Origin of the sequence: Kitasatospora sp. NPDC051984, from assembly GCF_044593455.1 — a bacterium.
In the GTDB taxonomy this organism is placed as follows: domain Bacteria; phylum Actinomycetota; class Actinomycetes; order Streptomycetales; family Streptomycetaceae; genus Kitasatospora.
Genome location: NZ_JBIUCB010000007.1, coordinates 305,408 through 331,841, shown reverse-complemented (window position 1 = coordinate 331,841; position 26,434 = coordinate 305,408). Strand labels below are relative to the sequence as shown.

The following is a 26,434-nucleotide window of genomic DNA, read 5'->3' as shown; positions in this document are numbered from 1 at the left end:
CCCCGCACGTACAGGCAGGGGTGTTCTCGCTACTCATCGGTGTCGCCCTCGTTTCCCGGTGTGAGGCCGGCCGGGAGGTTGAAGGCACCGGTGAGGATGTTCAGCGCGACGACGCCGACCACATCCGCGATCGCGCGGTCGCTGTAGCCGTGCGCGCGCAGCGCGGTGACCTGTTCGTCGGTGATCGACGTCGGTTCGCGGTAGACCTGGAGGGCGAGGGCGATGATCGCCGCGATCGCGGGATCGGCCGAGGTGCCCTTGCGGGCCCGCTCGATCTCGTCCTCGTCCACTCCGAGCGCGCGGGCGGCGCCGACGTGGGCGTCGAGACAGCGGCCGCACCCCTGTTGCACCTGGACGGCGACGGAGATCCGTTCGCTGATCCTGCGGTCGAGCTTGGCGCGGCCCATGGCCCGGCTGAGCTGGAGGTATCCGCCCAGGACGGCCGGTGAGTGGGCCATGGTGGAGACCATGTCGCCGATGCTGCCGTGCCGGGAGACCAGGTCGGCGAGGAGGTCGCGCGAGGCGCCCACTGCCGTGTCGGGCGTGAGGGCGGTGAGGCGGGGCATGTGCGTACTCCCTTCTTCGGAGCGGACGGGGGTCGCGCTTTCAGTGGTGCCCGTGGTGCCCGTGGTGGGCGTGGTGCTCGTGCCCCGGCGCGGCGGTGGCGGTCTTCGTGGTGGTGCGCACCGTGAACTCGGCGGTCCGCACAGTGCCCTCGTGCTGGAAGTCCAGGAACAGGCGGTAGGTGCCGGCCGAGGGCGCGACGGCCATGAAGGAGATCTCCGGGCCGGGCGCGGTGACGCCGTCGCCGGGGGCGCCCTCCGGGTGGACGTGGAGGTAGCCGAGGTCGCCGACGCGCAGCGCCACCAGGTGTCCGTAGGCGGCCAGGTAGGGCTCGAGGTCGGTCACGGGGTGTCCGTCGCGGCTGACGGTGAGGGTCAGCTCGCTCGCCTCGCCGGCCAGCAGCTCGCCGTCGAGCGTGACCGCGTAGTCGCCGATCCGGGCGATCCCGGTGCTCTCCGGGAGCGGGCGCGGGTCGTAGGCACCGGCGACGGCGACGTCGGCGCCGAGCGTCAGGGTTCCGGTGTGGGCGGCCGGGTGGATGTCGGTGAAGAACTTCCAGTCGCCCGGCGTCAGGGTCAGCTCGGTGGTCCAGACGCCCTTGCCGTCCCGCACCGGGTGCACGTGCTGGAAGCCGGTGGTGTCGCGCCGCACGGCGATGAAGTGCAGCTCCTTCTCGTGCTCGGGGACGTACGCGGTCACCGGCTGCCCGTCGGGGCCGGTCACCCGGAAGGTGATCGTCTGCGGCCCGGCGCCGAGGATCGTCGCGTCGAGCTCCAGGGTGTAGCCGGTCTCCGACACCGAGAGTCCCCCTGCCTGGGCGCCGCCGTGGCCCGCGTGGTTGTGTGCGGCGTGCTCGTGTCCGGCGTGGCTGTTCATGGCATCTCCTCGAGTGCGTACTGCGTTTCCGGGGGGCTCGTCGCCCTCTCGATGAGATGAAATTTATACCCCCTGGGGGTATATTGGAAGCCCTCCTGGCCTCAGGCTTGCCTCCGGAATCCGGATTCGCACGGAGTCGTCCGACACCGCGGCTCGCACCCGGCGCACCCGCACGAAAAGAAGGTGATGGCCCGTCATGGCCCAGGAACGGAAACCGAATGCCGGCGGGCGCCTCTCGGTCCGGGCGAACGCGGTCGGCCTGCTGATGACGCTGCTGCTCACCGCCGTCGGCGTCGGCATCCTGGTGACCGGCGCGGCCCGGCTCACGGAGCTGTCGGACGCCCGCCGCCGGCCCGAGGTGCCGATGACCGTCTCCTCGTGCAGCACCGTCCGCACCCTCCGCCTCGCCACCACCACCTGCCACGGCACCGTCCCCGCCGGTCCCGCGCAACTGACCGACGCGCCAAGGAGGTTCGCGGAGGGCGCCGTGGTGAACGTGCACTGCATGAACAACGGCACCTGCACCACCGCCGCCTTCCGCGACTGGGCGGGGCGCACCGCGCTGGTCGGCCTCGGCCTGCTGGCCTGCGGCGCCGGCCTCACCGGCCTGCTGCGTCGCGGCATCCGCCTGTTCGCGCCCACCCACGACGCGTTCCTCCGCGACCCCCGGCTGACCCGCTTCGCCCAGGCGTACTGCCTCGTCACCGGGCTGATCGCCGCCGGTGGCTACCTCGGCCATCTGCTGACCTGACGGCGGGTCACCTCACGCCGCCGCCGGGCCGCCGCCGATAGTGGGCGGATGAGCACACCTGGTCTCCCCCGCCGGGCCGCCCTGCTGGCCGGACTCGGCTGCGCCGCGCTGACGGCCTGTTCCGCCTCCCACCCGATCGCCCGGTCCTTCGGCTCACCGTCCCCGTCCCCGGCCGGGTCCGTGTTCCCCTCCCCCGCCGCCTGGCAGCCCGGGCCGGGCGAACTCCAACCGGACGTCAAACTCCGGGCGGTGCAGGTGGTGGAGGCGATCGGCAGCTGGCCGCCGGGCGGGCAGGGCGCGGCGGCGGCCGGGCAGCGGGTGGCGGCGCTCGGGCTGCCGGCCGGGCTCGCCCAACAGGGCGGAACGCTGCTGGCGGACGCCCCGCAGGCCGCGGTGGAGGTGATCGACGCCCAGTACGGCGGGCTGCTGAGCGACTCGGCGAGCGTCCTGGTGGTGTGCCGCCAGTGGCTGGCCGGGCCGAACGGGGCCCCGCAGTCCGCGGGCACCACGGTCGACGTGCGGCTGTCCCGGGCCGACCCCCGGTGGGACGTCACCGCCCTGCACCCCGCCAACCCCGGCCCGCCGGCGGCCACCCTCTCCGACCCGGCGACCCGGGTGCTCGCCCAGCCCCGGATCGTGCTGCCGCCCGCCGCCGCGGCCGACGTGCGCAGCGGGCAGGTCCACGACTCGGTGCTGAGCGCGATGCTGACGCTGGCCGGTCCGTACAGTTTCCAGGTCAGCGTGGTGCGTTCCGGCCATCCGCTGCTGGTGTTCGGCACCGACCGGCCGAGCGACCACCCGCTGGGGAAGGCCTTCGACACCTGGCAGATCGACGGCCACCCGGTGGTGGACCCGGCCACCCCCACCGAGCTGGTCGACTCCTTCATGCGCGCCGCCGCGGCCGCCGGCTCGTACAACGTGGGCGGCCCGCGCCTGCTGTCCGGCGGACAGGCGGCGAACCAGTTCTTCAGCGACCCGACCCACCACGACCACGTCCACGCCGGTTTCACCTCCTGAGAACTTTCTCGGTCCACCGGCCGAAATCCCTTGCGCTCCACCCCTGACCTGCGACAACGTATCGGTCGCTGATCAAGTCGAGGGTTGCGGTGGGGGTTGGGTCCGTGGTGACGCACAGGGGCGGCGTGGTGGTCACGGTGGCCGCAGGGGTGCTGGCGGCCGCGCTGACGGGGTGTTCGGGGGGCGTGTCCGCGCCGAGGCCGCTGCCCGCGCCGTCCGGCGCACGGGCCGTACCCGCGTCGGCCGGCGCGGCGTGGCCGGTCAGCCCCGACCAGGAGTTGGCCGAGCTCCGGGCGGCTCTCGCGCTGCCCGCGCAGCCGTTCTCCGCGGTGCTCAACGTCGAAGTCACGGACGGCACGCGCACCGTGCGGCGGCAGGGCGTGGTCAACGTGTCGGACGACCAGCAGACCGGGGCACTCAGCGTGATATCGGCTTCTGCGGAGCAACCGGCCCGAAGCCAGGCATATCTGACGATCACCCGGGAAGCCGCGTACACCCGCTCCGACGACGCCGCGTGGGTGCGGTCGCCGCGCCCGCCGGAGCCGCTGCTCACCGACCACCGCGTGCTGGCCCGGGAACTGCTGCGGAACGACCCGGGGTCCTTCCGCGGGCGGGCGAGAATCCGGACACTCCGCGGCGGCATGGGCTTCCACCTGGTCGGGCGACTCCCGCTCGCGACGGTCGCCGGGGCGTTCGACGCCGTCTCCCGTTCGCAGCTGGCCCAGCATTACGCCTCGGACTGCGTCGCCGACCTGCTGGTCGACGGCGACGGCCGGCTGTCCGTACTGACGCTGACCTGCGAGGCCGATGGCTACCGTCTCCGGTCCACCACCGGCCTCGCCGAGTACGGCCCGGTCGCCGAGACCTCGCCGCCCGCCGACCTCTGACGCCGGATCAGCAGTTGATGCTGCCCTTGCGCAGTGCGTGGCTGCCGGTGTTGCTGTCGTCGGACCAGTAGACGGGCTTGCTGCCGCCCACGCACTCGTCGGCGCCGGCCAGGGTGAAGCCCTCGTTGTTGATGTTCGGCATACCGGCGGGGCGGTTGTGGACGGCGGTGACGGCGAAGGACCCGGCGGTGTTCACCTGGAAGGTCCGGTGCTGGCCGGAGCAGGTGTCGTCGCAGACCACCCAGAGCCGGTTGGCCTGCGGCTCCCACTGGAGTTCCATCACGCCGGCCATGCCGCTGCTGAGGGTGGCGACCTTGGTGAACCCGCCGGCCTCCAGCAGCACGTAGCCGTAGACGGTGCCGGAGCCCTCGACGCCCACGAAGAACACGCCGCCGGTGTGCGCGGCGTAGCGGCTCGGGTCGTAGGCGGCGCCGGTGGCGGCGTCCTTGAAGCCCGCGCCGGTCAGGTAGCTGTCGGGCACCCAGGTGATGCCCTCCAGGCCGAGGTTGGCGCCGGTGGCGGGCAGGTCGGGGGTGAGGTTCCACTCCCGGGTGGCGGTCAGCGTGCTGCCGGTGCCGGACACGTCGTAGCGCAGCACGGACAGCCGGCTGGTGGACGAGGCGTCGGCGTTGCGCTCGCTGGAGACGTACACGCCGCCGGCCGAGCCCGCGCCGGTCAGGGTGACGCCCTCGTCGTCGGGGGTGCCGGTGCCGCCGGGGAAGCGCAGCGCCTTGCCGGAGCCCCAGCCGTTGGCGGTGTCGGGCGTCCAGCCGCCGGAGCCGTTCGGGACCAGCCGCCACAGCTTGCCGGAGTTCTGCGCGCCCCACATCACGCCGCCCTCCTGGTAGAGGCCGGACAGGTCGGTGCCGAACACGTTGGCGGCGTCGGCGGTGGCGACCGTCGAACCGCCGGGCCAGGCCACCGGGGTCGTGGAACCGCCGCCGCCGGAGCCGCAGTTGTTGGCGGCGCCGAGGGTCAGGGTGGCGGCCTGGGTCCAGTCGCCGGTGCCGTCGGCGCAGCGCGACCAGGAGGGGTTGGAGTGCGAGCTCCAGCTGAACGAGTCGACCAGGGTGGTGCCGTCGGCCAGGTACAGCCGGGCGCTGTCGGCGGAGCCGAGGCCGAAACTGCCGTGCACGTCGAAGGCCTTGAAGCCGCCCGGGGCCAGGCTGGTGCCGGAGGCGATCTTGTACTTGTTGCTGTCGTTGTCGTCCTTGAGGATCCACCCCGACAGGTCGATCGTCGCGGTGCCCTTGTTGTACAGCTCGATCGAGTCGTTCACCGACCCGGTCGTCACCACCTCGTTCAGGCGGATGTCGTCGGTCGGCGCGGCGGCGGCGGGCGAGGCGGTCAGCACTCCCACGCCGACGACCGGCAACGCGACGGCGGCCAGCAGCAGCGAGAGGCGACGACGCCACTTCGGGGCGCGCGGTTCGATCACGGTTTCCGTCCCTCGGTTCGGTGTGAACACGGCGCCGACCAACCTCCCGACCCCGCCCCAACGAAGCCCCACCGCGACCTGTTCCCCGCATGAACGCCCGGCGAACCCCGCCCCGGCCCCGGTGCTTGCGGGAACCGTGCCGGGACCGATCGCGTTGTCGGGCGGGGAGGCGATGACATGAAGACCCGACGGAAGGACGGTCCCGACCTGCCGGGGCCGCCCGAGGAGCCGTGGAACGAGGTCGCACCCGGCCTGTGGATGGGCGGCCACTACTGGCACGACCCCACCGGTGAGCTCCAATTCGTGTGCGTCGGCGCCGAGTTCGACCTGGTGGTCAGCCTGTTCACGGCACCCGGCCACGGGCCCGACCCGGGCGTCGAGCACCTGGTCGCCGAGGTGCCGGACGACCCGCTGGACGCCGAGCAGCTGGCCACCGTCCAGGCCGCGGCCGAGTACACGGCGGCGGCGGTCGCGGCCGGACGCCGGGTGCTGGTGCGCTGCCACTCCGGCTACAACCGGTCCGGGCTGGTGGTGGCCCAGGCGCTGGTCGAACTGGGTGCGGACACCGCCGGGGCGATCCGCCGGGTACGGGCACGACGCTCGCCCTGGGCGTTGAACAACGAACTCTTCGTCGCCTACCTGGAGACCGGTCTCGACACGGCGCGCCTGATCAGCTCGCTGACCGCGCCCGGGAGCTGACGAGGCATCGGGCGGGCGCGCGCGGGGCCGCCGGGCGGGCGCGCGCGGGGCCGCCGGGCGGGCGGGCGCGGGGCCGCCGGGCGGGGCTTCGGCGGACCTTTGGCGGGTTGGCTGCGGGTTATCGGTGGCTTATGACCTCCTTATCCGCCGGAGCCGTCGCACACCGCGCGCGGAGGGTGGAGGTGGCCGCGCCGGCGGGTGGACGTAGCCCGGCGGGTACGGCGGCGGTAGGTTCCGGGCCTGGTCGGAGGCCGATTCCGCTGGTGCTTTTCGCCGAGCGCGCGGTCGGCGGATTCTGATGCAACGCCAGGTCGGCGGCTCGCCAACGGTGTTGCGGGTGGCCGGATGCCGCCATCGGGGCACCGGCCGAATGTGGCAGACACTTGTCAATTGGTATAGGCCAATCGTAGCCTTCGGTCCGTTCGCGGTGTGCCGGGTCCACACCGCGCCGCCCACGGGTCGCTCCCTGGGCGTCGGGCGGACGTACGTCCGCCCCTTCCCCCACCATCGACCCGGCACTTTTCCGAGGAGAACCATGTCCTGGTCCCGTCGTCTGCTCACCGCGTCCGCAGTGGGCGCGGGCGCCCTGGTCGCCACCACCTTCGCCGCCGGCACCGCCGGCGCCCACGGCGCGATGTTCGGCCCCGCCAGCCGCGTCGCCGCCTGCTACGCGGAGGGCCCCGAGGCCCCCAAGTCCCAGGTCTGCAAGGACCTCGTCGCGGACAGCGGCACCCAGCCGCTGTACGACTGGAACGAGGTCAACATCGCCAGCGCCAACGGGCAGGCCCAGCAGATCATCCCCGACGGCCACCTGTGCTCCGCCAACCGCGACAAGTACCGCGCCCTGGACTGGGCCCGCACCGACTGGCCGGCCACCTCTGTGGCGGCCGGCGCGAAGACCTTCAACTTCCGCGTCACCGCGCCCCACCAGGGCGTCATGACGCTGTACATCACCAACAGCAGCTACAACCCGACCCAGCCGCTGAAGTGGTCCAACCTGGACCTGGCGAACCCGATCGCCACCTTCGCCAGCCCGCGCACCTCGGACAACGGCTACTACAACGTCAACGTCAACCTGCCGCAGCGCACCGGTCGTCAGATCGTCTACATGGTGTGGCAGCGCACCGACAGCCCGGAGGCGTTCTTCGGCTGCTCGGACGTCGACTTCGGCTCGGGCACCGCGGCCGCGGCCGGCGCGCTCGCCGCCCAGACGCCGTCCGCGCCCACCGAGGCGCAGATCGCCGCGGGCGCCGACCACTCCTCCGTCTCCCACACCGGCCACGGCGGCGACGCCCTGACCGCCCAGGAGGCCGCCGCCGGCACCGCCGCGACCAGCACCGCCGCGTCGACCCACACCAACAGCAGCAACGCCCTGCTCGGCCTGGCCGGCGCCGGCCTGCTGTCGGCAACCGCCTCGGGCGTGTACCTGGCCCGCCGGATGCGCAACGCCGCCGTCACCGCCTGACGGCCCATGAACGCCCGACGCGAGTCAGGCGGGTGGCGCGGCCCCATCCCCCACAGCTCCGGGGCCGCGCCCTCCGTCACCATGGCCCGCCGGAGCCATCGCTCTCCCTTTGCCGCACCCTCCCCACACCACGGCCTGCCGGAGCGCCCCAGAACCTACCCGGAGCCGCCCCCCGGAGCCCGGCGCTGCCCCGACGCCGGCTCGACGCCGGCTCGACGCCGCTCCGACGCAGCCTGCCCGTCCCGTCCCGCCCGCGCCTCGACGAACCGTCAACTCTCTGCAAAACCTCAGGTTTTCACCTTGACGGCCCCAATTGGTCTGGACCACCTTGAGTCCGCCCCCAGCACCGCGCACCGCACCGCGCCGCCCCGCAGCCGGTGCACTCCATGCACCCGTGGCACCACCACACTCCCCCACACCGTCGAGGAGAACCCGCCCATGAGGCGCGTCACCCTGTCTCTCGCCGCCACCGCGGCCCTGCTCGTCGCGCCGCTGGCCGCCACCTCGGCCGGCACGGCCAACGCCGCCGGGGTCTCCGGACTGGTCGCCGACTACGCCGTGACCCAGAGCTGGTCGAACGGCTTCCAGGCCAGCTACACCGTCACCAACCACACCAACACGACCGTCAACACCTGGTCGCTCTCCTTCGACCTGCCGACCGGCGAGACCGTCTCCAGCCTGTGGAACGGCACCCTCACCTCCACCAGCACCTCAACCGGCACCCACTACACGGTGACCTCGCCGACCTGGGCCTCGCCACTCGCCCCCGGCGCCAGCGCCCCCGCCGTCGGCTTCGGCGTGACCAGCGGTGCCACCCAGACCGCGCCCGCCAACTGCACCATCAACAACCTGCCGTGCGCCGGTGCGCCCGCCGACAGCACCCCGCCGACCGTCCCCGGCAACCTGCGCAGCACCGGCACCGGGCCCGGCAGCATCACCCTCGGTTGGAACGCCGCCACCGACAACGTCGGCGTGGCCGGCTACCACCTGCGCGAGGGCAGCACCGTCGTCGCCATCGCCACCGGCACCAGCGCGACCGTCCGCGGACTGCTCCAGGGCAGCAGCCACACCTTCACCGTCAGCGCCTTCGACGCCGCCGGCAACGAGTCCGCCGCCTCCGCCGTCGTGACCGCCACCGCCGGCACCGGCACCACGCCCGGCACCGCCGCGCCCTACGTGGACCTCGGCGCCTACCCGACGCCCAGTCTCCCCGCGCTCTCCGCCGCCAGCGGACTCAAGGAGTTCTCGCTGGCCTTCATCATCAACGGCAGCCAGCCCTGCACCGCCAGCTGGTTCGGCGCGTACGACCCCGCCACCGGCTGGGACAAGGACGACATGGACGCCATCCGGGCCGCCGGCGGCGACGTCCGCCCGTCGTTCGGCGGCGCGAACGGTACCGAACTGGCGCAGTCCTGTACCACCGTGACCTCGCTCGCCGCCCAGTACCAGAAGGTGGTGGACGTCTACACGCTGGACCGGGTCGACTTCGACATCGAGGGCACCGCCGTCACCGACCACGCCTCCGTCGACCGCCGCTCCGCCGCCCTCGCCCAGGTGCAGGCCGCGCAGCGCGCCAAGGGCCGCGACCTGAAGGTCAGCCTGACCCTGCCGGTGCTGCCCAGCGGACTCACCGCCGACGGCGTCTACATCCTGCAGTCCGCCAAGAACGCCGGCCTGGCCGTCGACCTGGTCAACGTCATGGCGATGGACTTCGGCGACTGGGCCGCCCCGAGCCCCGCCGGCAAGATGGGCGCCTACGCGATCCAGTCCGCCCAGTCCACCCAGGCGCAGATCCGCTCCGTGTGGACCAACCTGACGGACGCTCAGGCGTACGCCATGGTCGGCGTCACCCCGATGCTCGGCCAGAACGACACCAGCTCCGAGGTGTTCGGTATCTCCGACGCCCAGCAGCTGCTCACCTTCGCCCAGCAGAACCACCTCGGGGAGCTGGCCTTCTGGGAGATGACCCGGGACGCCAACGCCTGCACCGGCTCGCTGCCCAAGTGCACCAACATTCCGCAGACCCCCTACCAGTTCTCGAAGATGTTCGCCGCGTACAACGGCTGAACGTTGACGGCCGAGGGCCGATGATCGACGGCCGCCGGCGGACGGCGGACCCGATTGACCGTCGGCGGACGGCGGACCCGATCGACCGTCGGCCGCCGGCGGACCCGATCCGAGTGACCGGCCGGTCGGTCGCCCCTGGCGCTCGATGCCCGGGGCGGCCGATCGGCCGGACCGTCATTGACGAGACGTCACACCGGCTGGTGCTCCCCTTCCTTGCGGGGTTCGGCCGGTGCGTCCGCACCCTCAGCGCCCTCCCCGTGCGCGCCCTCGGCACCCTCGGGGCGGGCGTGCTTGGGGAGCAGGAAGATGGCGGCGAACACCACGGCCATCATGCCGATCTCGAACCAGAGGGTGAGCTGCTCGGCGTTGGCGAAGCCTGCGGTCTTCAGCCGCTCGAAGAACACCGTGCCGAGGATGGCGCTGCCGAGCGCGCCGCCCAGCTGCTGAACGGCCGTCAGCGTGCCCGAGGCCGAGCCGGTCTCGTGCGTGTCCACCGAGGCGAGCACCATGCCGAAGAACGGTGCCATCACCAGGCCCATGCCGAGGCCCGTCACCAGCAGCGCCGGCACGGTCTGCCACGGGGTGACACCCGCGCCCTGGCTGTGCAGCGTGTACATCAGGCCGAGCACGCCGGCCACCATCACCAGCAGGCCCGCGTGCATCACCTTGCGGCCGAAGCGCTGCAGCGCCTGCGAGGTGACGAACGCGATCACCATGCCGATCGAGGCGGGCACCCCTGCCAGGCCGGACTTCAGTGGGCTGTAGTGCAGACCCAGCTGGGTGTAGAGGCTGAACGTCAGCCAGAAGCCCGTCATGGCGGTGAAGAAGATCAGGCCGAGCACCATGCCGCCGCTGAAGCCGCGCTTGGCGAACAGGCTGGGCTCGACCAGCGGGTCCGCCCCGGTGGCCTTGCGTCGCGCCTCGTACCAGCCGAACACTCCGAACACCGCCACGCCGACCGCCAGCAGCGCGAACGCCCACAGCGGCCAGTCGTGCTCACGGCCCTGCACCAGCGGGTAGATGACGGTGGCCGCGCCGAGCGCCGCGAGCAGCGCGCCGACCAGGTCGAGCCGGACCGTGCGCCCCTCCGCCTGGGCGGGAAGGAACACCCGGCCGCCTATGAGGGCGAACAGGCCGAGCGGAATGTTGATCAGGAAGATCATCCGCCAGCCGGTGCCGGCGAAGTCTGCGTCGATCAGCCAGCCGGCCAGGATCGGGCCGCCGACCGTGGACAGGCCCATCACCGGACCGAACAGGCCGAAGGCCGTGCCCTGCTCGCTCGGCGAGAAGATCTCCTTCATGATGCCGAGGCCCTGCGGGAGCATCACGGCGCCGAGCAGCCCCTGGGCGATCCGGGCGGCGATCAGCTGCCACGGCTCCTGGGCCACGCCGCAGGCGAGCGAGCCGAGCGTGAACCCGGCCGCGCCGAGCATGAACATCCGCCGACGACCGAAGATGTCGCCGAGCCGGCCGCCGGTGATCAGGCCGATCGCCATCGCCAGCGTGTAGGCCGCGCCGAGCCACTGGATGGTGGACTCGCCGCCGCCGATGTCCTGCCGTATCGCGGGCGCGGCGATGTTCGTCACCAGCGAGTCGAGCAGGTCCATCACCTCGGCGGCGAGGATGACGAACAGCGCGACCCAGCGCCAACGGTAGGGCTCGGCCGCGCCGGGCGGCTTCGCCAAGGTGGTAAGTCCGACCGCATCGGTCATTGCTAACTCCTGCTGAATGCCAGGGCGCGGTGGACGGTGGGCCGCGCAGTGAACGGTGTTTCTTCTAACGAACACTGTTCTACGAGTCGAGCAGCGTTCCCGTCAAACGATTTAACCCCGACTTCTCCCGGAGGGCGCCCCGGACCCACCCCTGACCCGCCCCCGACCTGCCCCGGACCCGCCCCCGACCTGCCCCTGACCCGCTCCCGAGGCTCCCACGATCGGCTCTCGAGCCGGGTGCTTCGCCCACCGGTCGAACGGCGTTCGTCCCGAGTACGATGATCGACATTGGACGTTCAGCGAAAGCAGGTGGCCCGATGTCCGCGCAGATGCCCTCGATCCCGTGGCACAAGCCACGCAAGGCCGACCCGCGCCAGCCGCTCAGCCGCTCACTGATCGTCGAGACCGCCGTCCGGGTGCTGGACGCCGAGGGCCTGGCGGGGGTGACGATGCGCCGGATCGCCCAGGAGCTCGGCACCGGCCCGGCCTCGCTGTACGCGCACGTGGCCAACAAGGAGGAGCTGTTCGACCTGATGCTGGAGCGGGTGGTGTCGGAGATCCGGCTGCCGCTCCGGCCGGAGCCCGAGCGCTGGAAGGAGCAGATCACCGAGATCTGCTTCGAGGCGCAGCGGGTGCTGACGGCCCATCGGGACGTGTCACTGGTGTCGCTGGGCAGCATCCCGGTGGGTGAGAGCCAGTTGCGGATCACCGAGTTCCTGCTCGACCTGCTGCTCCAGGTCGGTCTGCCGCCGCAGGTGGCGGCCTGGGCGCTGGACGCGCTCGGCCAGATCATCGACACCGACGCGTACGAGGCCTCGGTGTACACCGACCGGATGGCCCGGGGAACCGACCTCGGCGCCTACTTCGACCAGCTGCGCGGCTACCTGGACGATCTGCCGACCGACCGTTTCCCGACCATTCAGCGCCTGGCGGGCACCATGATGACGGGCGACGGCGACCAGCGGTACGCGTTCAAGATCGAGGTGTTCCTGCGCGGCGTGGAGTCCTACCTCCCGGCGAACGCACCGGCCCCCGCCGTCGCCGCAGAGCCCGGCCCCGGCCCGGCGTCCGACGGGCCCGCCTGGCACGGCCCGTCGGGCGGGGCGGACGGCACAGGAAGCTGACGGGGCACCGAACCCTCCGGGCGCCCGGCATTAGACGTCGCGCGCGCCGGGCGCCGGGCGTCAGGCGTCGGGCACCGGGCATCAGGCGTCGGGCATCAGGCATCAGGCGTCAGGCGTCAGGCGTCAGGCGTCAGCAAGGGTTGACGACCATCCGGCGCAGGTCTATACCAGTGGGCAGTCATGTCAACCTCGGCTCGGTACCCGGCCGTTGACCCGGCCGCGCGCCCCCACTTCGCGCCCCCGGGCCGCCGTCCTCGCCGCCTCCTGGAGAGGTCCTCGATGGAACGCGCACTTCCCCCACACCCCCCTGCCGTCGCCCCGGCGCGCCACCGCCCGCGCCGCGCCCTCGCGGTCGCGCTGTCCGCATTCGCCCTGCTGGCCGGCGGGGTGGCCGCCGTCACCGCGTCCGGGTCGGCGAACGCCGCCACCACAGACGGGCTCGGTTCCAACTGGTACGCCTCCGCGCCGTATCTGATGCCGGAGGACAACAGCCCGCCGAACGCCGCCGCGGTGATGGACGCCACCGGCCAGAAGGCCTTCCAGTTGGCGTTCATCCTGGCCCAGGGCAGCAGTTGCAGCCCGTCCTGGGGCGGAACCTCCTCGATCGACTCGGACACCACCATGCCTGCGGTGATCCAGACCATCCGCGCCAAGGGCGGCGACGTCTCGGTCTCGGTGGGCGGTTACGGCGGCACCAAGCTCGGCCAGACCTGCGGCACTCCGGAGGCGACCGCCGCCGCCTACCAGAAGGTGGTCACCAAGTACAACCTCAAGGCGATCGACTTCGACCTGGAGGAGCCGGAGTACGAGAACACCGCCGCGATCCACAACGAGATCGGCGCGGCCCGGATCCTCCAGCAGAACAACCCGGGCATCTACATCTCCGTCACCACCGCCGGCACCAACGCCGGCACCGGCTGGTTCGGCACCCAGATGCTGCTGGAGGCCAAGTCGCAGGGTTTCACGCCGAACAACTACTCGATCATGCCGTTCGACGGCGGCTTCAACGGGGCCGCGGCGCAGACCGACGCGCTGGTGAAGTTCAATCAGATCCTGCAGAGCACCTTCGGCTGGAACGAGGCCACCGCGTACGCCCACGAGGGCGTGTCGATGATGAACGGCCGCACCGACGCCGCCGAGTACTTCAGGCAGGCCGACTTCCAGACCGTGCTGGACTTCGCGACCGCGCACCGGCTGGCCCGTTATACCTACTGGTCGGTCAACCGGGACCGGCAGTGCCCCGGCACGGTGGACCCGGGCCTGTCCGGGTCGTGCTCCAGCGTGGCGCAGAACGACTGGGACTTCACCAAGTTCACAGTGCGGTTCGCCGGTGCGACCCCGCCCACCGGCTCGTCCTCGCCCTCGCCCAGCGGCAGTTCCAGCTCCTCGCCGGGCACCACCGCGTGCAGCCCGGTCTGGCAGCCGACCACCACCTACGTGGGCGGCGACAAGGCCAGCTACAACGGCCACAACTACCACGCCAAGTGGTGGACCCTGAACGAGAACCCGACCGCCGGCGGCCAGTGGGGCGTGTGGGCCGACGACGGCCCGTGCACCTGAGCCCCTGCGCCTTCCGGAACGCCGAACGGGCCGCCCGCTCCCAGGACTTCTGGGGGCGGACAGCCCGTCGGGGCCTGTCGACAGTCGGTGTGACGGCGCGTCAGACGGTGGCGCGGTTTCGGTACTCCTCCACGACGGCGCGGGTTGAGGGCAGGTCGGCCAGCGGTTCGCCGACCACCCGGGAGGCCAGCTCGGTCGCCACCTTGATGACGTCCTCGCGCAGCTCGGCCTCGGCCAGCACCTTGTCGGCAGCAAGCTGCACGTGCGCCTCGGCCACCAACTGCTCGCGCTGCTGGAGGCCCTCGGCGCGCAGGGCGGCGACCAGGGCCGCGCCCTCCTCGGCGGCGGTCTGACGGATCGCGGCGGCCTCGTGCCGGGCGGCGGACAGCTCCGACTGGAACTCGTCACGTATGCGTTCGGCCTCGGCGCGGGCGGCCTCGGCGCGGGCCAGACCACCGTCGGTCTTGTCGTGGCGTTCGGCGAGCGTCCGTTCGATGCGCGGCAGCACCACCTTGCCGAGCACCGCGAACAGGAAGAAGAAGAGAATCAGGCCGAGGATCAGCTCGGGCACATTCGGTTCGAGAGGTCCCATACTCAGTATGTTATCCGGTCACCTGACGCGCCGTTCGATCGGGCCCGCCCCATCCCCCTTGCCCCGCACGGCACTTCGGCATCTCTCAGGCGCCGGCCACCCCGTCGAGGTGCTCACGCAGCAGGTCCGCGTGACCGTTGTGACGGACGTACTCGGTCGTGAAGTGCAGGAACGTCATCCCCAGCGACTGCTCCTCCAGCAACTGCCGGTACTCCGGCTCGGCACGGGCCGGGTCCAGCAGGTCGAAGTCGGCGTCCTTGTGGCCCTCAACGGTCGAGGTCGTGCGCACGATCGTGCCGAACGCCCGCGCAGGCGCACGGGCAGCGCGGGCAGCACGGGCGCACGGGCAGCACCAGGGAGTTTTCCGCCGCCGGGCGGGGATGTGCCCTGGCCGGGGCTGGTCCGGACCGGGCGCGGGTGGTTGGTAGAGTCGCGGTGAGCCGTGACTGGCGCGCTGGGATGGATTTCACCATCGGGGAGCGGCTCCGCACGGAACCCGCGGGTTCCGACGTGCTGTAGCCGAGCGCCTGGGCCGTCCGAATCGTCGCCATTCCGAACGAGGAGACCGCCTTGGCCGAGTCCCTGACCCCGCACACCTTCGGCAGCCCCGCCGCCGACACCGCCTTCCGCAGCGCACTGGACGTGGTGCGCGCCGTCGAGCCGCGGATCGCGGCGGCGATCGGCGGAGAGATCGAGGACCAGCGCGCCTCGCTGAAGCTGATCGCCAGCGAGAACTACGCCTCGCCCGCCGTGCTGCTGGCGATGGGCAACTGGCTGAGCGACAAGTACGCGGAGGGCACCCCGGGCCGCCGGTTCTACGCGGGCTGCCGGAACGTCGACACCGTGGAGTCGCTGGCCGCCGAGCACGCCCGGGAACTGTTCGGCGCGGAACACGCGTACGTGCAGCCGCACTCCGGTATCGACGCCAACCTGGTGGCGTTCTGGGCGGTGCTCTCGCAGCGGGTGGAGAGCCCGGCGCTCCGGCGGGCCGGGGTGCGCAACGTCAACGACCTGAGCGAGCAGGACTGGGCGGAGCTCCGCCGCGAACTGGGCAACCAGCGGATGCTCGGCATGTCGCTGGACACGGGCGGCCACCTGACGCACGGCTTCCGGCCGAACATCTCCGGCAAGATGTTCGACCAGCGCAGCTACGGGACGGACCCCGTGACCGGGCTGGTCGACTACGCCGAGGTCCGGCGGATCGCCCTCGACTTCAAGCCGCTGATCCTGGTCGCCGGGTACTCGGCCTACCCGCGGCTGGTGAACTTCCGGAAGATGCGGGAGATCGCGGACGAGGTCGGCGCGACCCTGATGGTCGACATGGCGCACTTCGCGGGCCTGGTCGCGGGCAAGGTGCTGACCGGCGACTTCGACCCGATCGCACACGCGCAGATCGTCACCACCACCACCCACAAGTCGCTGCGCGGCCCGCGCGGCGGCATGGTGCTGTGCACCTCCGAGCTGGCCGAGCACGTCGACCGGGGCTGCCCGCTGGTGCTCGGCGGCCCGCTGTCGCACGTGATGGCCGCGAAGGCCGTCGCGTTCGCGGAGGCCCGGCGTCCCGAGTTCCAGGTGTACGCCCGCCAGGTGGTGGACAACGCGCACGCACTGGCCGAGGGCCTGCTGAAGCGCGGCGCCCGGCTGGTGACCGGCGGCACCGACAACCACCTGGTGCTGGCGGACGTCTCCTCCTACGGCCTGACCGGCCGCCAGGCCGAGGCGGCGCTGCTGGACTCGGGCATCGTCACCAACCGCAACTCCGTTCCGCAGGACCCGAACGGCGCCTGGTACACCTCCGGCATCCGCCTCGGCACCCCCGCCCTCACCACCCGCGGCCTCGGCACCGCGGAGCTGGACGAGGTGGCGGACCTGATCCACACCGTCCTGGCCGCGACCTCCGCCGCCGGCTCCTCCAAGGCCCAGTACGTCCTCGACCCCGCCATCCGCGACGCGGTCGCCAAGCGCGCCGTCGACCTGCTGGCCGAGCACCCCCTCTACCCCGGCATCACCCTCAGCTGACCGACCGTCCCTCCCCCTGCATCCCTGCATGTCCCCGACGCCCGCAAGCCGGCCCCGCGGCCAATTCGGTTGCCCGATAAGGCCGACGGCGACGCGGCGGCTCTGCTAGCGTCGCGCGGACCGCGTGCGTGGGCATGCAGGGGGCGGGGGGCGAAGGTGTCGGAGACCGGGGAACGCGCAGTGCGATGGGCGATCGGCCTCACACTGCTGACCGTCTTTACCCTGATGAGTCTGTGGGTGGTACGCCTGTTCACCGCCGAAGGGCTGCCGGCCGGCGACCGGCGCGCCTGCAAGGGCACCGTGCTGTCGCTGGACCAGGCGCTGGCCGCCTACGAACTCGACCTGCCCGCCGGGGCGACGGACCTGCACTACCTCGCCCGGGTCGATCCGGAGAGCGGCCGACTGCACGTCGCGGTGGCGCTTCGCAGCACCCGCGCCGCAATGACCGACTACTTGCAGCAACATGGCCTGACGGCCGATCAGCTGGCGCACCTGGACGACAGCGCCTACCCGCACGGCGACGTCATGGACTACGCCGGCCTGTGCGGCAACACCGCGAAGGTTCCTGCGGTCTCGGTCCCGCTGAAGCCCGTCACCAGCACCGAATCGGCCCGGGTGGCGGTCGAGCTGGACGGCCCGGCCATCCGCGAGAACACCGCGGTGGTCCTGGCCGTCGTCCCCACCTAGGAGTGCCGTGGGCCGGCGCCCCGGGGCCGCCCAGTGCCGCGTCAGGCAGCCTTTGCCCGTCAAGGAGCGGCGTCCGGTGCGTGCTATCGGCGTGCCGGACGGAAGCCCTCGTACTGGATGTACTTGGGTTTTCGACCGGTGCGGCGAGAGTGCGTGCCTGGGGGTACCTCCCAGCCCCCAAGGGCTGGGGGCGCGTCGCGACGGGGCGAAGGTTGCCTGACGCGGCACTAGGATGGCCGGCGTGATCGCGGACGAACCGATGGCAGCGGAAGCGGACGGGACCGCCCTTCCCGGGGTGCGCAACTTCCGGGACGCGGGCGGGCTCGGGGCACTGCCCCACGGCATCCTTTACCGCTCCGGTGCGCTGGACCAGTTGACGCCCGACGGCGCCCGGACGCTGCTCGGCCTCGGTGTGCGCACCGTCCTCGACCTGCGCAGCACGCCGGAGGTCACCGCTCGCCCGGATGCGCTCGGCGACAGCGGCATCCGGCACCTGCACGTCCCCGTCTTCGCCGAGCAGCGCTGGCCCGAGGAGCAGGCCGAGCTGTACCCGCTGATGGCCGAGCTCGCCGGACGCCCGGCCGTCGCGCTCGTCCGGACCTTGCTGGCCGCCGAGCGCCGGGCCGTCCTGGTGCACTGCGCGTCCGGCAAGGACCGCACCGGCGTGGTGGTCGCGCTGGTGCAGTCGCTGCTGGGCGCCGGGGAGCCGGAGATCCTCTCCGACTTCCTGCGTTCCAACGCGGCACTGGGACTCACCGCCCACGACCCCGACGTCCCCGGCCACGCCGGCCGCCCGGTCGCGGCCGTCCACCTGCGCCGCGCCCTGATCTCCGTCCGTTCCCACCACGGCACGCTCGAGGAGCACCTGCGCGCCCACGGCGCTCGAACCTCCGAACTCGCCTCCCTGCGTGCCGATTTCCACCCCACGGCCTGCCCGTAGGGCCTTCCCGGCACCGTCGCACCGGCCCGCCGCGACGCACCCGCCGCAGCATCCTGTTCCGCCTGGACCTCCTCCGTTCCCCGCACTGCCCGACACCCGCACGGCATCGCATCGCTCGTCCTCTGACTGCGACCCCGAAACCATGACCCCCGGGGTTGCCGCCCCTCGCCACCGCCGGCGACAACCGCTGGCGGCTGATCAGTTGCGCGGGCTGATCAGTTGCGCGGGTGCGTCTCGTACATCCGCACCGCCACGGTGACGCCGGCCACGGCGGTCAGCGCGGCAACCGCCCAGATCGCGGTGGTCACGCCGTAGGCGTCGGCGAGGATGCCCGCCACCAGCGCTCCGACCGCGAAGCCGCCGTCACGCCACAGCCGGTAGACGCCGACGGCGCGCGCCCGCCATGCGGGGTGGGCGACGTCGCCGATGACGGCCAGCAGCGTCGGGTAGACCAGGGCGGTGCCCGCACCCAGCAGTGCCTGGGCGGCGGCCCACACCGGGAAGGTCGTCCCGACCGCGACCAGGCCGAGGGCGGCGGCCTGCAGCAGCATGCCCGCGGTGATCAGGTGCTTGCGGCCGATCCGGTCGGACCACCAGCCGGTGAGCATCTGCCCCGCGCCCCAGACCGCCGGGTAGAGCGCGGCCAGGATGCCGATCCGGCCGATCTCCAGACCGTGCGCGGCGTACAGCAGCGGGAAGATGCCCCAGGCGAGGGCGTCGTTGAGGTTGTTGACCATGCCGGCCCAGCTGGCGCTGGACAGCGCCCGGTCTCCGAGGCTGGTGGTGCGCGCTATTCGGGCGGTGCTGAGCGCCGCCTGGTCGTCACCACCGGCGTTCGCGGGGGCAGTGGCCGCATCCTCCGGCATGGCAGCGACCGTACCCTCCGGCGAGGCCCCGGCGACCGCTCCCTCCAGCGCCGTGCTTGTGGTGACCGCATGGGCGGCGGCCTCCGCCCGGGCGTGCTCGCGCGTCTCCCGGACGGCGGCGACCGTCAGGCCCAGGCCGAGCGCAACGTAGGCCGCGCCGAGCAGGAACGGCTGTGGGCGCAGGCCCCAGTGGGCGGCAATGGCGCCGGTGCCGGTCGCGGTGACGGCCACCGCGAGGTAGCCCGCCGCCTCGTTCAGGCCCATCGCGAGGCCGCGCCGGGCCGGGCCGACCAGGTCGATCTTCATGATCACCGTGGTGGACCAGGTGAGGCCCTGGTTGACGCCCAGCAGCACGTTCGCCGCGACGATCCAACCCCAGGTCGGGCCCCAGGCCAGCATCGCCGGTATCGGCAGGGCCACCAGCCAGCCCGCGATCAGCACCGGCCTGCGCCCGTACCGGTCGGAGAGGGTGCCGGCGAAGAAGTTGGTGACCGCCTTGGTCGCGCCGAACGCCAGGATGTACGTCAGCGCACCCGTGTAGGCGGACAGGTGGAAGACCTTGTCGGCGAGCAGCGGCAGAACCGTCCGCTCCTGCCCGAGCATGCCGCCGACCAGGGCGTTGACCGCCACCAGCAGGCCGAACTGCGCGAGGTTGGCGCGCAGCCCGAGCCGGATCGGGCGGCCACCCGGCCCGCCGGGCGGGGTGCCGGGCGGAGCAGTGGTCGGCGCGGCTGCCCGGGGTGGCAGCGGGCGCTGGGCCTCGACGGACATGGGCGGCTCCCGGGTGGTGCGTGATGCGTGGAACGTGGTGCGTGGTGCGGTGCTCCGCCGGCGTTGACCGAGCGGCGTGCACGACGAGCCTATTCCACTCTTTCATGGATTACTGGATAGGTGCGTCCACCTGTGGTCGTGCGGGCAGCTTCCGGACGGCCGGCAGCGCGAGCAGGAGGAGGGCGGCGGGCACTCCCAGCGCGGTCATGCCGAACAGCGTCCGGTGCACGCCGATCCCGTCCGCGAGCGGGCCTGCGAGCACCAGGCCGAGTGGCATCAGCGCCACCGAGATCAGGTGGTCGTAGGAGCTGACCCGCGACAGCACCTGCTCGGGTATGTGCACCTGGAGTGAGGTCTCCCACAGCACGAAGCAGAGCGAGACGCCGACTCCGGTGCAGGCCTCCAGCAGGGCGATCACCGCGACCGGAGCGCCGGATCCGATGATCAGCGCCTGGCAGGAGGCAATCGCCATCCCGACGGCCGCCACCGCCATCGGCCGGGCCGGTTTCAGGCGGTAGGCGCAGACGTCGCCGACGATCGAGCCGAGGCCGAAGGCGGTGACCACCACGGCCCAGGCGCCGGCCCCGCCCCACTCGCGATCCGCCAGGACCGGGCCGAGCACGAACACCGAGGGCAGCACCACCACGTGGTACACCGCGATCGCGAGCATGCCCGACCACACCCAGGCCCGTTCTCGCACCTGCCGCCAGCCGACCCGGAGTTCGGCCAGGAACCCGAGTCGCTCGGCCTGCTCCGCACTGGCCCGCCCGCCCACCGCACCGAGTCTCGCCAGCACGGCGGCGCTGGCCGCGAAGCTCGCGGCATCCACCATCAGGGCACCGCCGGGCCCGGCAAGGGCGACCAGCGCGCCGGCCAGCACCGGGCCGATCACCAACCCCACCGAGTGGACGAGCCCGCGCAAGGCATTGGCCTCGCCCAGCCGTTCACCGGACACCAGCAGCGGGATCAGCCCGGTGGAGGCGGGCAGGAAGAACGCGTCCGCCACCCCGAACACCACCATCAGCAGTGCCAGCACCCCGACCCGGGCCGTCCCGGTGAGCAGCAACACCGCGACGGCCGCCTGGACCACGCACCGCACCAGATCGGAGGCCAGCATGATCCGCTGTCTTGGCATCCGGTCCGCCCACACGCCGCCGATCAGCATGAACACCAGCACCGGCAGCAGGCCCGCCGAAGCCACCAGGCCGACATCGGCGGCCGACCCGCCGATCGACAGCACGGCGAACGGCAGCGCGACGAACGACACCCTGTCGCCCAGGACGGACAGCGACTGGCCGACGAACAGACGGGCGAACTGGCGCTCCACCCGGAGTACTTCGGGAATCAGCACAGCCACGGGCACCTCCACAGCGGGTCGGGGAACAGCGATCACCGCGATGGTAGGAAGCTCCCGAAGCAGCTGTCGCGCGATTTATCCGCAACGCCTGCAATGCCCGGATCTCGCTCAACTCGCTTTAATGTCACGGCATTTGATGTCCGCTCAGCTTCCAAGCGCCCAAGCGGGAGCGTCCGCCTTCCCTCCCCCCGCTCCCCCAATCCCACCGATCGGCCAGAATTTCGCACCCGACCATCGGACCGCCGGATCACCCGACCGCCCGACCGCCCGACCGCCCGACCGCCCGGGCGGCGCAACTCGGCCGTAATACGGCCGCGATGAGCTTGTGATTGCTCCGTTCGAGTGATTAGGCTCGGTCCGGCCCGCACCGCCGGGCCCCGCACGCGGCAACGCCGAACCCTGTCCGCCGCGTTGCCGGGTCGACCACCACAACCCTTGGACAGGGACGGGGGAACCAAGTACGTCGCCGCCCCCACGGCTAGGGGTGAAGCCTCCGCACCGGCTCCCGCCGGCACACGGCGGCCGGGCCTCCCTCCGGTCCGAACCCGACAGCTCACCTCGCAGGCGTGCGGAGAGGATCTGGCATGCTCTTCACGGGTTCCGGGCGCCACCGTCGGCAGAGCCAGGCGGAGAAAGCCGCCGAGCGGGCGATCGCCGCAGCCGGCGTCGCCGGCGTCGGCCTCGCCCTGCCGCTGCTCGCCGTGACGGGTGCGCAGGCCGCCCCCAGCACGGTCTGGGACCGGGTCGCCGACTGCGAGAGCGGCGGCAACTGGAGTTCCGACTCGGGCAACGGCCTGTACGGCGGCCTCCAGATCACCGCCCAGCGCTGGATCGACTACGGCGGTACCCGGTACGCCGAGCTGCCCAGCGGAGCCACCCGCAGCCAGCAGATCGCGGTCGCCGAACGGATCCTGGCAACCGAGGGCCCGCAGCCGTGGGTGTCCTGCGCCGACACGGCGGGCCTGCGCACGGTCAGCGCCCCCGGCGTGGTGGACAACAACGACTCGGCGGACGAATCGGGTGCGCTGCGCGGCGCCCGCGGCATCGCCGCCGTCAACACCGCCTCGGACGGCACCGTCGCCCCGCAGAACGCCACTCCGGTGTTCTCCGGCCTGCCCGGCTACGACCCGGTGTACCACGTGTACTGGTACGAGAAGAACGGCGGTTGGTTCTGGACCAGCCACCAGAGCCTGTACGAGCGCTACATACAGCTGACGCACCCCCAGCCGCCTGCGGCCACGCCGTCCCCGGCCCCCACCCCGGAGAGCCCGGCCACCCCGACCGCTCCGACTACGCCGACCGCTCCGACTACGCCGTCGACCGACCCGAGCACCAACCCGAGCCCGAACCCGACCACACCGTCCGACAACCAGAACGGCAACGGGAACGGGAACGGCGCCGAGAACGGCAACAGCACAGGCCACGGCAACGACCAGGGCCAGGGCCAGGGCCAGGACAGCCACGGCAACGGCGGCACCCAGCAGCCCACCACCCCCGACCCGGCCACCACCACGCCGCCCCCGAGCACCTCCACGCCCGGCAGCGCACCCGCGCCCGCCGAATCCCCGTCCGCCGCGACCCCGTCCCCGCAGCCGTACACCGTCGGCCCGGGCGACACGCTGGCGAAGATCGCCCGCAGCCACGAGCTGAACGGCGGCTGGAGCGGTCTCTACCAGAGCAACCAGCAGGTGGTGGGCGAGAACCCGGACCTGATCCACCCGGGCCAGGTGCTGAACCTGGGCTGACGGCCGCCCGGTCGAGCCGCCGTCACTTCGGGACGGCGGCCAGTCCGGTGCAGCCGCGCAGGCCGTCGCGGCGCTGCTGGGCGGCCTTCGCCGCGCTGCCGGTCTGCGGGACGGGCACGCCGCGGCCGTCGATGTGGGCGGGGGTGAAGGTTTCTCCGGTGACGCGTCCGTCGGTGCTGATGGTGAGTGTGGTGACGCCGGTCTCGTCGGAGGCGGTGTAGTTCGAGGTGCCGTACCAGAGGAAGTTGCCGAAGCCGTACGCCACGTAGGTGTTCCCGAGCATGCCCGCACCGAGCATGGTGTGGGCGTGGGTGCCGACCACGGCGGTGGCGCCGGCCGTGGCGAGCTTCTTGGCGAGTGCGGTCTGCGCGGCGGTCGGGCAGGCCACGCCTTCCTCGCCCCAGTGCAGGTAGACCAGCACCACGGGCGCCTGCGCCTTGGCCTCGGTGACGGCGCGCAGCAGGGCCTTCTCGTCGAACGCGGAGGCGATGCCGGCCTTGTGCTCGCCGGCCCGCCACTTCTGGTTGGTGATTTCGTCGACCTGGCTCGCCGCCAGGACGGCGACCTTTGTTCCGCGCACGTCGGCGATGTGGGGCGCGAAGGCTTCGGCCGTGTCCTTGCCGATGCCGATCAGCGGAATCGGGGAGTTGGCCTTGGCGGCGAGGGTGTCGGCGAGGCCGTCGGCGCCGAAGTCGACGGCGTGGTTGTTGGCCTGGGAGAGCACGTCTATCCCGGCGTCCTTGAGCGCGGTGAGCGCCTTGGGGCTGGTGCGGAACGTGTAGGTCTTGGGCTCGGGCTTGCCGCGGCCGGTGATCGCGGTCTCCAGGTTGAGCACCGCCAGGTCGGCGGCGGACAGGGTCTTGGCGATCGGCCCGAGCGCGGTCTCGCCGGCGGGGGCGGTCAGCCGGGAGCCGGTCCGGCCCTCGAAGTGGACGTCGCCCGCGAAGGCCACGGTGATGCTGCCGGCGGCGCCGCTCGGCGCGTTGTCGCCCGAACCCGTGCTCGGAGCACCCGTCGTTCCCGGGCTGCCGGACGTTGCACCTCCGGCGGAGTCCCCGGCGGGGGCGGCGGCCGTCGTCCCACCGCCTCCGGATGGCGTCGATCCGCCGCATCCGGCGACGGCGGTGAGCAGCAGGACGGCGGCAGCGGTGGTGAGTGGTGCGCGGCGCATGGTGATTCCCCCGGATCGTTCGCTGCGTCGCACTGTATCCGCGCCACTCGATCACCGGAAGCCCATCTCGCCACCAAATGATCACAACTGTGCGACCTGATCCGCCGTCGAACCGCTCAGGCGATCACTCCGGCCGCGCGCAGCAGCCAGCGGTTGGCGCGGCCGACCAGTCCGGCCCGGTCCAGCACGCCGATCACCTTCTGCGCCATTTCTGTCTTGGTAGTGCGCCAGTGCGGGTTGGCCCGGGCGACGGCCTTGCCGATCTTCGGGTCGATACCGACGGCGGCGTAGAGCCGGGGGTGGATCAGCGCGGTGGTGGCGTAGTAGATGACCACGCCGAGGAACAGCTGTTCCCACCGCCGCTGCAGCGGCCCGAGCCGCTTGCGGACGAGTTCCTCGCGGGCGTAGGTGATGTGCCGGGACTCTTCGATGACGTGGATCCGGGAGACCTGCCGGGTGAGCGGCTGGACGGTGTCGTCGTTCATCATTTCGCGCTGGAAGGCGTCCAGGATCTCTTCGACGTACATGGTGCCGCCGAAGGTCTGGCTGTGGGTGGAGATCGCCTTGAACAGCCGGCCGAGGTTGTGGGCGACGAATCCGGCACCGTACGCGGGGACACCCATTTTGGCGATCATTCGGGCGAACATGATCGAGTGCCGGCATTCGTCCGCGATCTCGGTGAGCGCGTACTGGACGTGGTTGCTGGTGGGGTCCCGGTCGAAGGCGTGGCGCAGCAGCATCTGCATGAGGATCTCCTCGAACCAGATGCCGACGCTGGCTATCGAGGCGACCTCGTGCTTGGAGAGTTCGACGCGCTCGTCCTCGGTCAGCCGCTCCCACAGGTCGGTGCCGTAGAGGGAGAGGTGGCGGGGCGGGCAGTAGTAGGCGCCGGGGACGGGGTCGGCGTCCCAGTCGACGTCGTTGAGCGGGTTGAACGAGAGCTTCGCGGAGGAGGCGAGCAGGCGTTCAGCGGTGCGTTCCCGGTCGGGGGCGGTGCGCTCGCGGTCGGGGGCGCCGGGGGTGGCGGCGGGGTGGGGCGGCATGCCGGCTCCTTCGCGGTGGGGCGGAGTCGAGGGTGGCCGGGGTGGAACGGGGCCACTGCCGCGAAGGTAGAAGTTATTAGACTGCCCGTCAATACACTGCGCACAAGGAGGCGTTCGCCGTCGGCCCGAGGGCCCGTCAGCCGTGCCAGTCGGCCGGATCGGCCCACGCCGCCAGCATCCGTCCGCTGACGAAGCGCCGCGGGGTGCCGTCCACGGGGTCGGTGAACTCCAGCGACCGTGCCAGCAGTTGGAGCGGACGCCGGTAGTCCTCGGGGTCCTGTTCGGGCAGCAGTTCAGGGTAGATGGGGTCGCCGAGGATCGGCAGGCCGAGGCCGTTCATGTGCACCCGCAGCTGGTGGGTGCGGCCGGTGCGCGGGGCGAGCCGGTAGCGGCCCAGACCGTCGCGGGTCTCCAGTAGCTCGACCCGGCTCTCCGCGTTGGGCTCCCCCGGCACCTGGTAGGCGTCCAGCCGGCCGTGGTCCTTGACCAGCCGGTTGCGCACGGTGGTCGGCAGGGCCACCGCGGAGTCGTGCCGGGCGATCGCCTCGTACGTCTTGACGGCCTCCCGCCGTTCGAACAGTCCCTGGTAGGCGCCCCGGCGGGCGGGGTCGGCGACGAACAGCACCACGCCCGCGGTGAGGCGGTCCAGGCGGTGCGCGGGGCTGAGCCGGGGCAGGCCGAGGTCGCGGCGCAGCCGGGCGAGCGCGGTCTCGGTGGCGTAGCTGCCGCGCGGCGTGGTGGCGAGGAAGTGCGGCTTGTCGGCGACCACGATCCGCTCGTCGCGGTACAGCACCTCGACGGGGAACGGCACCACGGGTTCGGGCGGCCCGGGTTCGCGGTGGAACCACACGTGGCCGCCGGGCCGGTAGGAGGTGTCGGGGGCGATCGGCCCGTCGGTGCCGACGAATTCGCCGGCGTCGAGCATCGCCACTATCCGTCCGGTGCCGGCGGCGGCGCCGTAGCGCTCCTCCAGGTAGGCGCGGACGGTCGGCCAGGGGCCTTCGAGGGGCAGCCGCACGTGGACCGCGTCGATGCCGTCGCGCTGCGGCAGCGGGCTCACGGGAGCGGGGGGCCTACGCGCCA

The 26,434-nt window shown here is 72.3% G+C and carries 23 protein-coding genes and 2 riboswitches; of the genes, 12 read left to right on the top strand and 11 right to left on the bottom strand.

Features of this window, described 5'->3' with window-relative positions:
- Positions 1-29 precede the first annotated feature (29 nt).
- Both ACIHEI_RS17355 and ACIHEI_RS17350 read right to left on the bottom strand, forming a co-directional pair.
- On the bottom strand, positions 30-566 hold the full coding sequence (locus tag ACIHEI_RS17355; protein WP_396607209.1) for a carboxymuconolactone decarboxylase family protein: 537 nt from the start codon (positions 564-566) through the stop codon (positions 30-32).
- 40 nt (positions 567-606) lie between these two features.
- Complete coding sequence (locus tag ACIHEI_RS17350) at positions 607-1,440, bottom strand: hypothetical protein (protein ID WP_396607208.1); 834 nt, start codon at positions 1,438-1,440, stop codon at positions 607-609.
- Between the two features lie 196 nt (positions 1,441-1,636).
- On the opposite strand from ACIHEI_RS17350, the gene ACIHEI_RS17345 reads away from it, so the two are divergent.
- The 3 genes from ACIHEI_RS17345 (at position 1,637) to ACIHEI_RS17335 (ending at position 4,095) form a co-directional block, all read left to right on the top strand.
- Positions 1,637-2,191, top strand: a complete 555-nt coding sequence (locus tag ACIHEI_RS17345; protein ID WP_396607207.1) for a hypothetical protein — start codon at positions 1,637-1,639, stop codon at positions 2,189-2,191.
- Positions 2,192-2,239: 48 nt separating this feature from the next.
- A complete protein-coding gene (locus tag ACIHEI_RS17340) occupies positions 2,240-3,208 on the top strand; it encodes a hypothetical protein (RefSeq protein ID WP_396607206.1) in 969 nt (322 codons plus the stop codon).
- A 104-nt stretch (positions 3,209-3,312) separates the two neighbouring features.
- Positions 3,313-4,095, top strand: coding sequence for a hypothetical protein (locus ACIHEI_RS17335; protein ID WP_396607205.1), 783 nt, complete (start codon positions 3,313-3,315; stop codon positions 4,093-4,095).
- Between the two features lie 7 nt (positions 4,096-4,102).
- Here ACIHEI_RS17335 and ACIHEI_RS17330 read toward each other — a convergent pair whose 3' ends face one another.
- A complete protein-coding gene (locus ACIHEI_RS17330) occupies positions 4,103-5,533 on the bottom strand; it encodes a lamin tail domain-containing protein (RefSeq protein ID WP_396607204.1) in 1,431 nt (476 codons plus the stop codon).
- A 177-nt stretch (positions 5,534-5,710) separates the two neighbouring features.
- Here ACIHEI_RS17330 and ACIHEI_RS17325 point away from each other — a divergent pair, with 177 nt between their 5' ends.
- The 3 genes from ACIHEI_RS17325 (at position 5,711) to ACIHEI_RS17315 (ending at position 9,764) form a co-directional block, all read left to right on the top strand.
- Positions 5,711-6,232 carry a protein phosphatase gene (locus tag ACIHEI_RS17325; RefSeq protein WP_396607203.1) on the top strand — a complete coding sequence of 174 codons (522 nt, stop codon included), beginning with the start codon at positions 5,711-5,713 and terminating at the stop codon, positions 6,230-6,232.
- 535 nt (positions 6,233-6,767) lie between these two features.
- Entirely contained in the window at positions 6,768-7,697 is a 930-nt protein-coding gene (locus ACIHEI_RS17320) for a lytic polysaccharide monooxygenase (RefSeq protein WP_396607202.1), read from the top strand.
- A 438-nt stretch (positions 7,698-8,135) separates the two neighbouring features.
- Positions 8,136-9,764 (top strand): cellulose binding domain-containing protein, encoded by a 1,629-nt coding sequence (locus ACIHEI_RS17315; protein ID WP_396607201.1) that lies wholly within the window; start codon positions 8,136-8,138, stop codon positions 9,762-9,764.
- Between the two features lie 188 nt (positions 9,765-9,952).
- Here ACIHEI_RS17315 and ACIHEI_RS17310 read toward each other — a convergent pair whose 3' ends face one another.
- Positions 9,953-11,476 (bottom strand): MFS transporter, encoded by a 1,524-nt coding sequence (locus tag ACIHEI_RS17310; protein WP_396607200.1) that lies wholly within the window; start codon positions 11,474-11,476, stop codon positions 9,953-9,955.
- Positions 11,477-11,793: 317 nt separating this feature from the next.
- On the opposite strand from ACIHEI_RS17310, the gene ACIHEI_RS17305 reads away from it, so the two are divergent.
- Positions 11,794-12,600 (top strand): TetR/AcrR family transcriptional regulator C-terminal domain-containing protein, encoded by an 807-nt coding sequence (locus tag ACIHEI_RS17305; RefSeq protein WP_396607199.1) that lies wholly within the window; start codon positions 11,794-11,796, stop codon positions 12,598-12,600.
- 279 nt (positions 12,601-12,879) lie between these two features.
- Positions 12,880-14,160, top strand: coding sequence for a carbohydrate-binding protein (locus ACIHEI_RS17300; RefSeq protein ID WP_396607198.1), 1,281 nt, complete (start codon positions 12,880-12,882; stop codon positions 14,158-14,160).
- Positions 14,161-14,260: 100 nt separating this feature from the next.
- On the opposite strand, the gene ACIHEI_RS17295 is transcribed toward ACIHEI_RS17300, so the two are convergent.
- Positions 14,261-14,752, bottom strand: a complete 492-nt coding sequence (locus ACIHEI_RS17295) for a hypothetical protein (RefSeq protein ID WP_396607197.1) — start codon at positions 14,750-14,752, stop codon at positions 14,261-14,263.
- Between the two features lie 85 nt (positions 14,753-14,837).
- Entirely contained in the window at positions 14,838-15,041 is a 204-nt protein-coding gene (locus tag ACIHEI_RS17290; protein ID WP_396607196.1) for a DUF664 domain-containing protein, read from the bottom strand.
- A 143-nt stretch (positions 15,042-15,184) separates the two neighbouring features.
- Positions 15,185-15,292, top strand: a riboswitch (ZMP/ZTP riboswitch).
- A 30-nt stretch (positions 15,293-15,322) separates the two neighbouring features.
- Here ACIHEI_RS17290 and ACIHEI_RS17285 point away from each other — a divergent pair.
- From ACIHEI_RS17285 to ACIHEI_RS17275, 3 genes are all read left to right on the top strand, one after another.
- Entirely contained in the window at positions 15,323-16,771 is a 1,449-nt protein-coding gene (locus ACIHEI_RS17285) for a glycine hydroxymethyltransferase (protein ID WP_396607195.1), read from the top strand.
- A gap of 225 nt (positions 16,772-16,996) precedes the next feature.
- Positions 16,997-17,458: a hypothetical protein gene (locus tag ACIHEI_RS17280; protein ID WP_392946075.1), complete on the top strand. Its 462-nt coding sequence runs from the start codon at positions 16,997-16,999 to the stop codon at positions 17,456-17,458.
- 232 nt (positions 17,459-17,690) lie between these two features.
- Positions 17,691-18,398, top strand: coding sequence for a tyrosine-protein phosphatase (locus ACIHEI_RS17275; RefSeq protein WP_396607194.1), 708 nt, complete (start codon positions 17,691-17,693; stop codon positions 18,396-18,398).
- A 215-nt stretch (positions 18,399-18,613) separates the two neighbouring features.
- On the opposite strand, the gene ACIHEI_RS17270 is transcribed toward ACIHEI_RS17275, so the two are convergent.
- Positions 18,614-20,035 (bottom strand): MFS transporter, encoded by a 1,422-nt coding sequence (locus ACIHEI_RS17270; RefSeq protein ID WP_396607193.1) that lies wholly within the window; start codon positions 20,033-20,035, stop codon positions 18,614-18,616.
- A gap of 109 nt (positions 20,036-20,144) precedes the next feature.
- Complete coding sequence (locus tag ACIHEI_RS17265; RefSeq protein ID WP_392946069.1) at positions 20,145-21,392, bottom strand: MFS transporter; 1,248 nt, start codon at positions 21,390-21,392, stop codon at positions 20,145-20,147.
- A gap of 414 nt (positions 21,393-21,806) precedes the next feature.
- Positions 21,807-21,973: riboswitch (cyclic di-AMP (ydaO/yuaA leader) on the top strand.
- A 3-nt stretch (positions 21,974-21,976) separates the two neighbouring features.
- Here ACIHEI_RS17265 and ACIHEI_RS17260 point away from each other — a divergent pair.
- Positions 21,977-23,137: a transglycosylase family protein gene (locus tag ACIHEI_RS17260; RefSeq protein WP_396607192.1), complete on the top strand. Its 1,161-nt coding sequence runs from the start codon at positions 21,977-21,979 to the stop codon at positions 23,135-23,137.
- A gap of 22 nt (positions 23,138-23,159) precedes the next feature.
- Here the strand turns inward: ACIHEI_RS17260 and ACIHEI_RS17255 are convergent, their stop codons facing one another.
- From ACIHEI_RS17255 to ACIHEI_RS17245, 3 genes are all read right to left on the bottom strand, one after another.
- Positions 23,160-24,308, bottom strand: coding sequence for a CapA family protein (locus ACIHEI_RS17255; RefSeq protein WP_392946065.1), 1,149 nt, complete (start codon positions 24,306-24,308; stop codon positions 23,160-23,162).
- 116 nt (positions 24,309-24,424) lie between these two features.
- Positions 24,425-25,351: a diiron oxygenase gene (locus ACIHEI_RS17250; RefSeq protein ID WP_396607191.1), complete on the bottom strand. Its 927-nt coding sequence runs from the start codon at positions 25,349-25,351 to the stop codon at positions 24,425-24,427.
- A 136-nt stretch (positions 25,352-25,487) separates the two neighbouring features.
- Positions 25,488-26,411, bottom strand: coding sequence for a pseudouridine synthase (locus tag ACIHEI_RS17245; RefSeq protein ID WP_396607190.1), 924 nt, complete (start codon positions 26,409-26,411; stop codon positions 25,488-25,490).
- Between the last annotated feature and the right edge of the window lie 23 nt (positions 26,412-26,434).

Coding starts and splice junctions, on each gene's coding strand:
- ACIHEI_RS17355 (WP_396607209.1), bottom strand. CDS start 566: ATGCCCCGCCTCACCGCCCTCACGCCCGACACGGCAGTGGGCGCCTCG.
- ACIHEI_RS17350 (WP_396607208.1), bottom strand. CDS start 1,440: ATGAACAGCCACGCCGGACACGAGCACGCCGCACACAACCACGCGGGC.
- ACIHEI_RS17345 (WP_396607207.1), top strand. CDS start 1,637: ATGGCCCAGGAACGGAAACCGAATGCCGGCGGGCGCCTCTCGGTCCGG.
- ACIHEI_RS17340 (WP_396607206.1), top strand. CDS start 2,240: ATGAGCACACCTGGTCTCCCCCGCCGGGCCGCCCTGCTGGCCGGACTC.
- ACIHEI_RS17325 (WP_396607203.1), top strand. CDS start 5,711: ATGAAGACCCGACGGAAGGACGGTCCCGACCTGCCGGGGCCGCCCGAG.
- ACIHEI_RS17320 (WP_396607202.1), top strand. CDS start 6,768: ATGTCCTGGTCCCGTCGTCTGCTCACCGCGTCCGCAGTGGGCGCGGGC.
- ACIHEI_RS17315 (WP_396607201.1), top strand. CDS start 8,136: ATGAGGCGCGTCACCCTGTCTCTCGCCGCCACCGCGGCCCTGCTCGTC.
- ACIHEI_RS17310 (WP_396607200.1), bottom strand. CDS start 11,476: ATGACCGATGCGGTCGGACTTACCACCTTGGCGAAGCCGCCCGGCGCG.
- ACIHEI_RS17305 (WP_396607199.1), top strand. CDS start 11,794: ATGTCCGCGCAGATGCCCTCGATCCCGTGGCACAAGCCACGCAAGGCC.
- ACIHEI_RS17300 (WP_396607198.1), top strand. CDS start 12,880: ATGGAACGCGCACTTCCCCCACACCCCCCTGCCGTCGCCCCGGCGCGC.
- ACIHEI_RS17295 (WP_396607197.1), bottom strand. CDS start 14,752: ATGGGACCTCTCGAACCGAATGTGCCCGAGCTGATCCTCGGCCTGATT.
- ACIHEI_RS17280 (WP_392946075.1), top strand. CDS start 16,997: ATGAGTCTGTGGGTGGTACGCCTGTTCACCGCCGAAGGGCTGCCGGCC.
- ACIHEI_RS17275 (WP_396607194.1), top strand. CDS start 17,691: ATGGCCGGCGTGATCGCGGACGAACCGATGGCAGCGGAAGCGGACGGG.
- ACIHEI_RS17270 (WP_396607193.1), bottom strand. CDS start 20,035: ATGTCCGTCGAGGCCCAGCGCCCGCTGCCACCCCGGGCAGCCGCGCCG.
- ACIHEI_RS17260 (WP_396607192.1), top strand. CDS start 21,977: ATGCTCTTCACGGGTTCCGGGCGCCACCGTCGGCAGAGCCAGGCGGAG.
- ACIHEI_RS17255 (WP_392946065.1), bottom strand. CDS start 24,308: ATGCGCCGCGCACCACTCACCACCGCTGCCGCCGTCCTGCTGCTCACC.
- ACIHEI_RS17250 (WP_396607191.1), bottom strand. CDS start 25,351: ATGCCGCCCCACCCCGCCGCCACCCCCGGCGCCCCCGACCGCGAGCGC.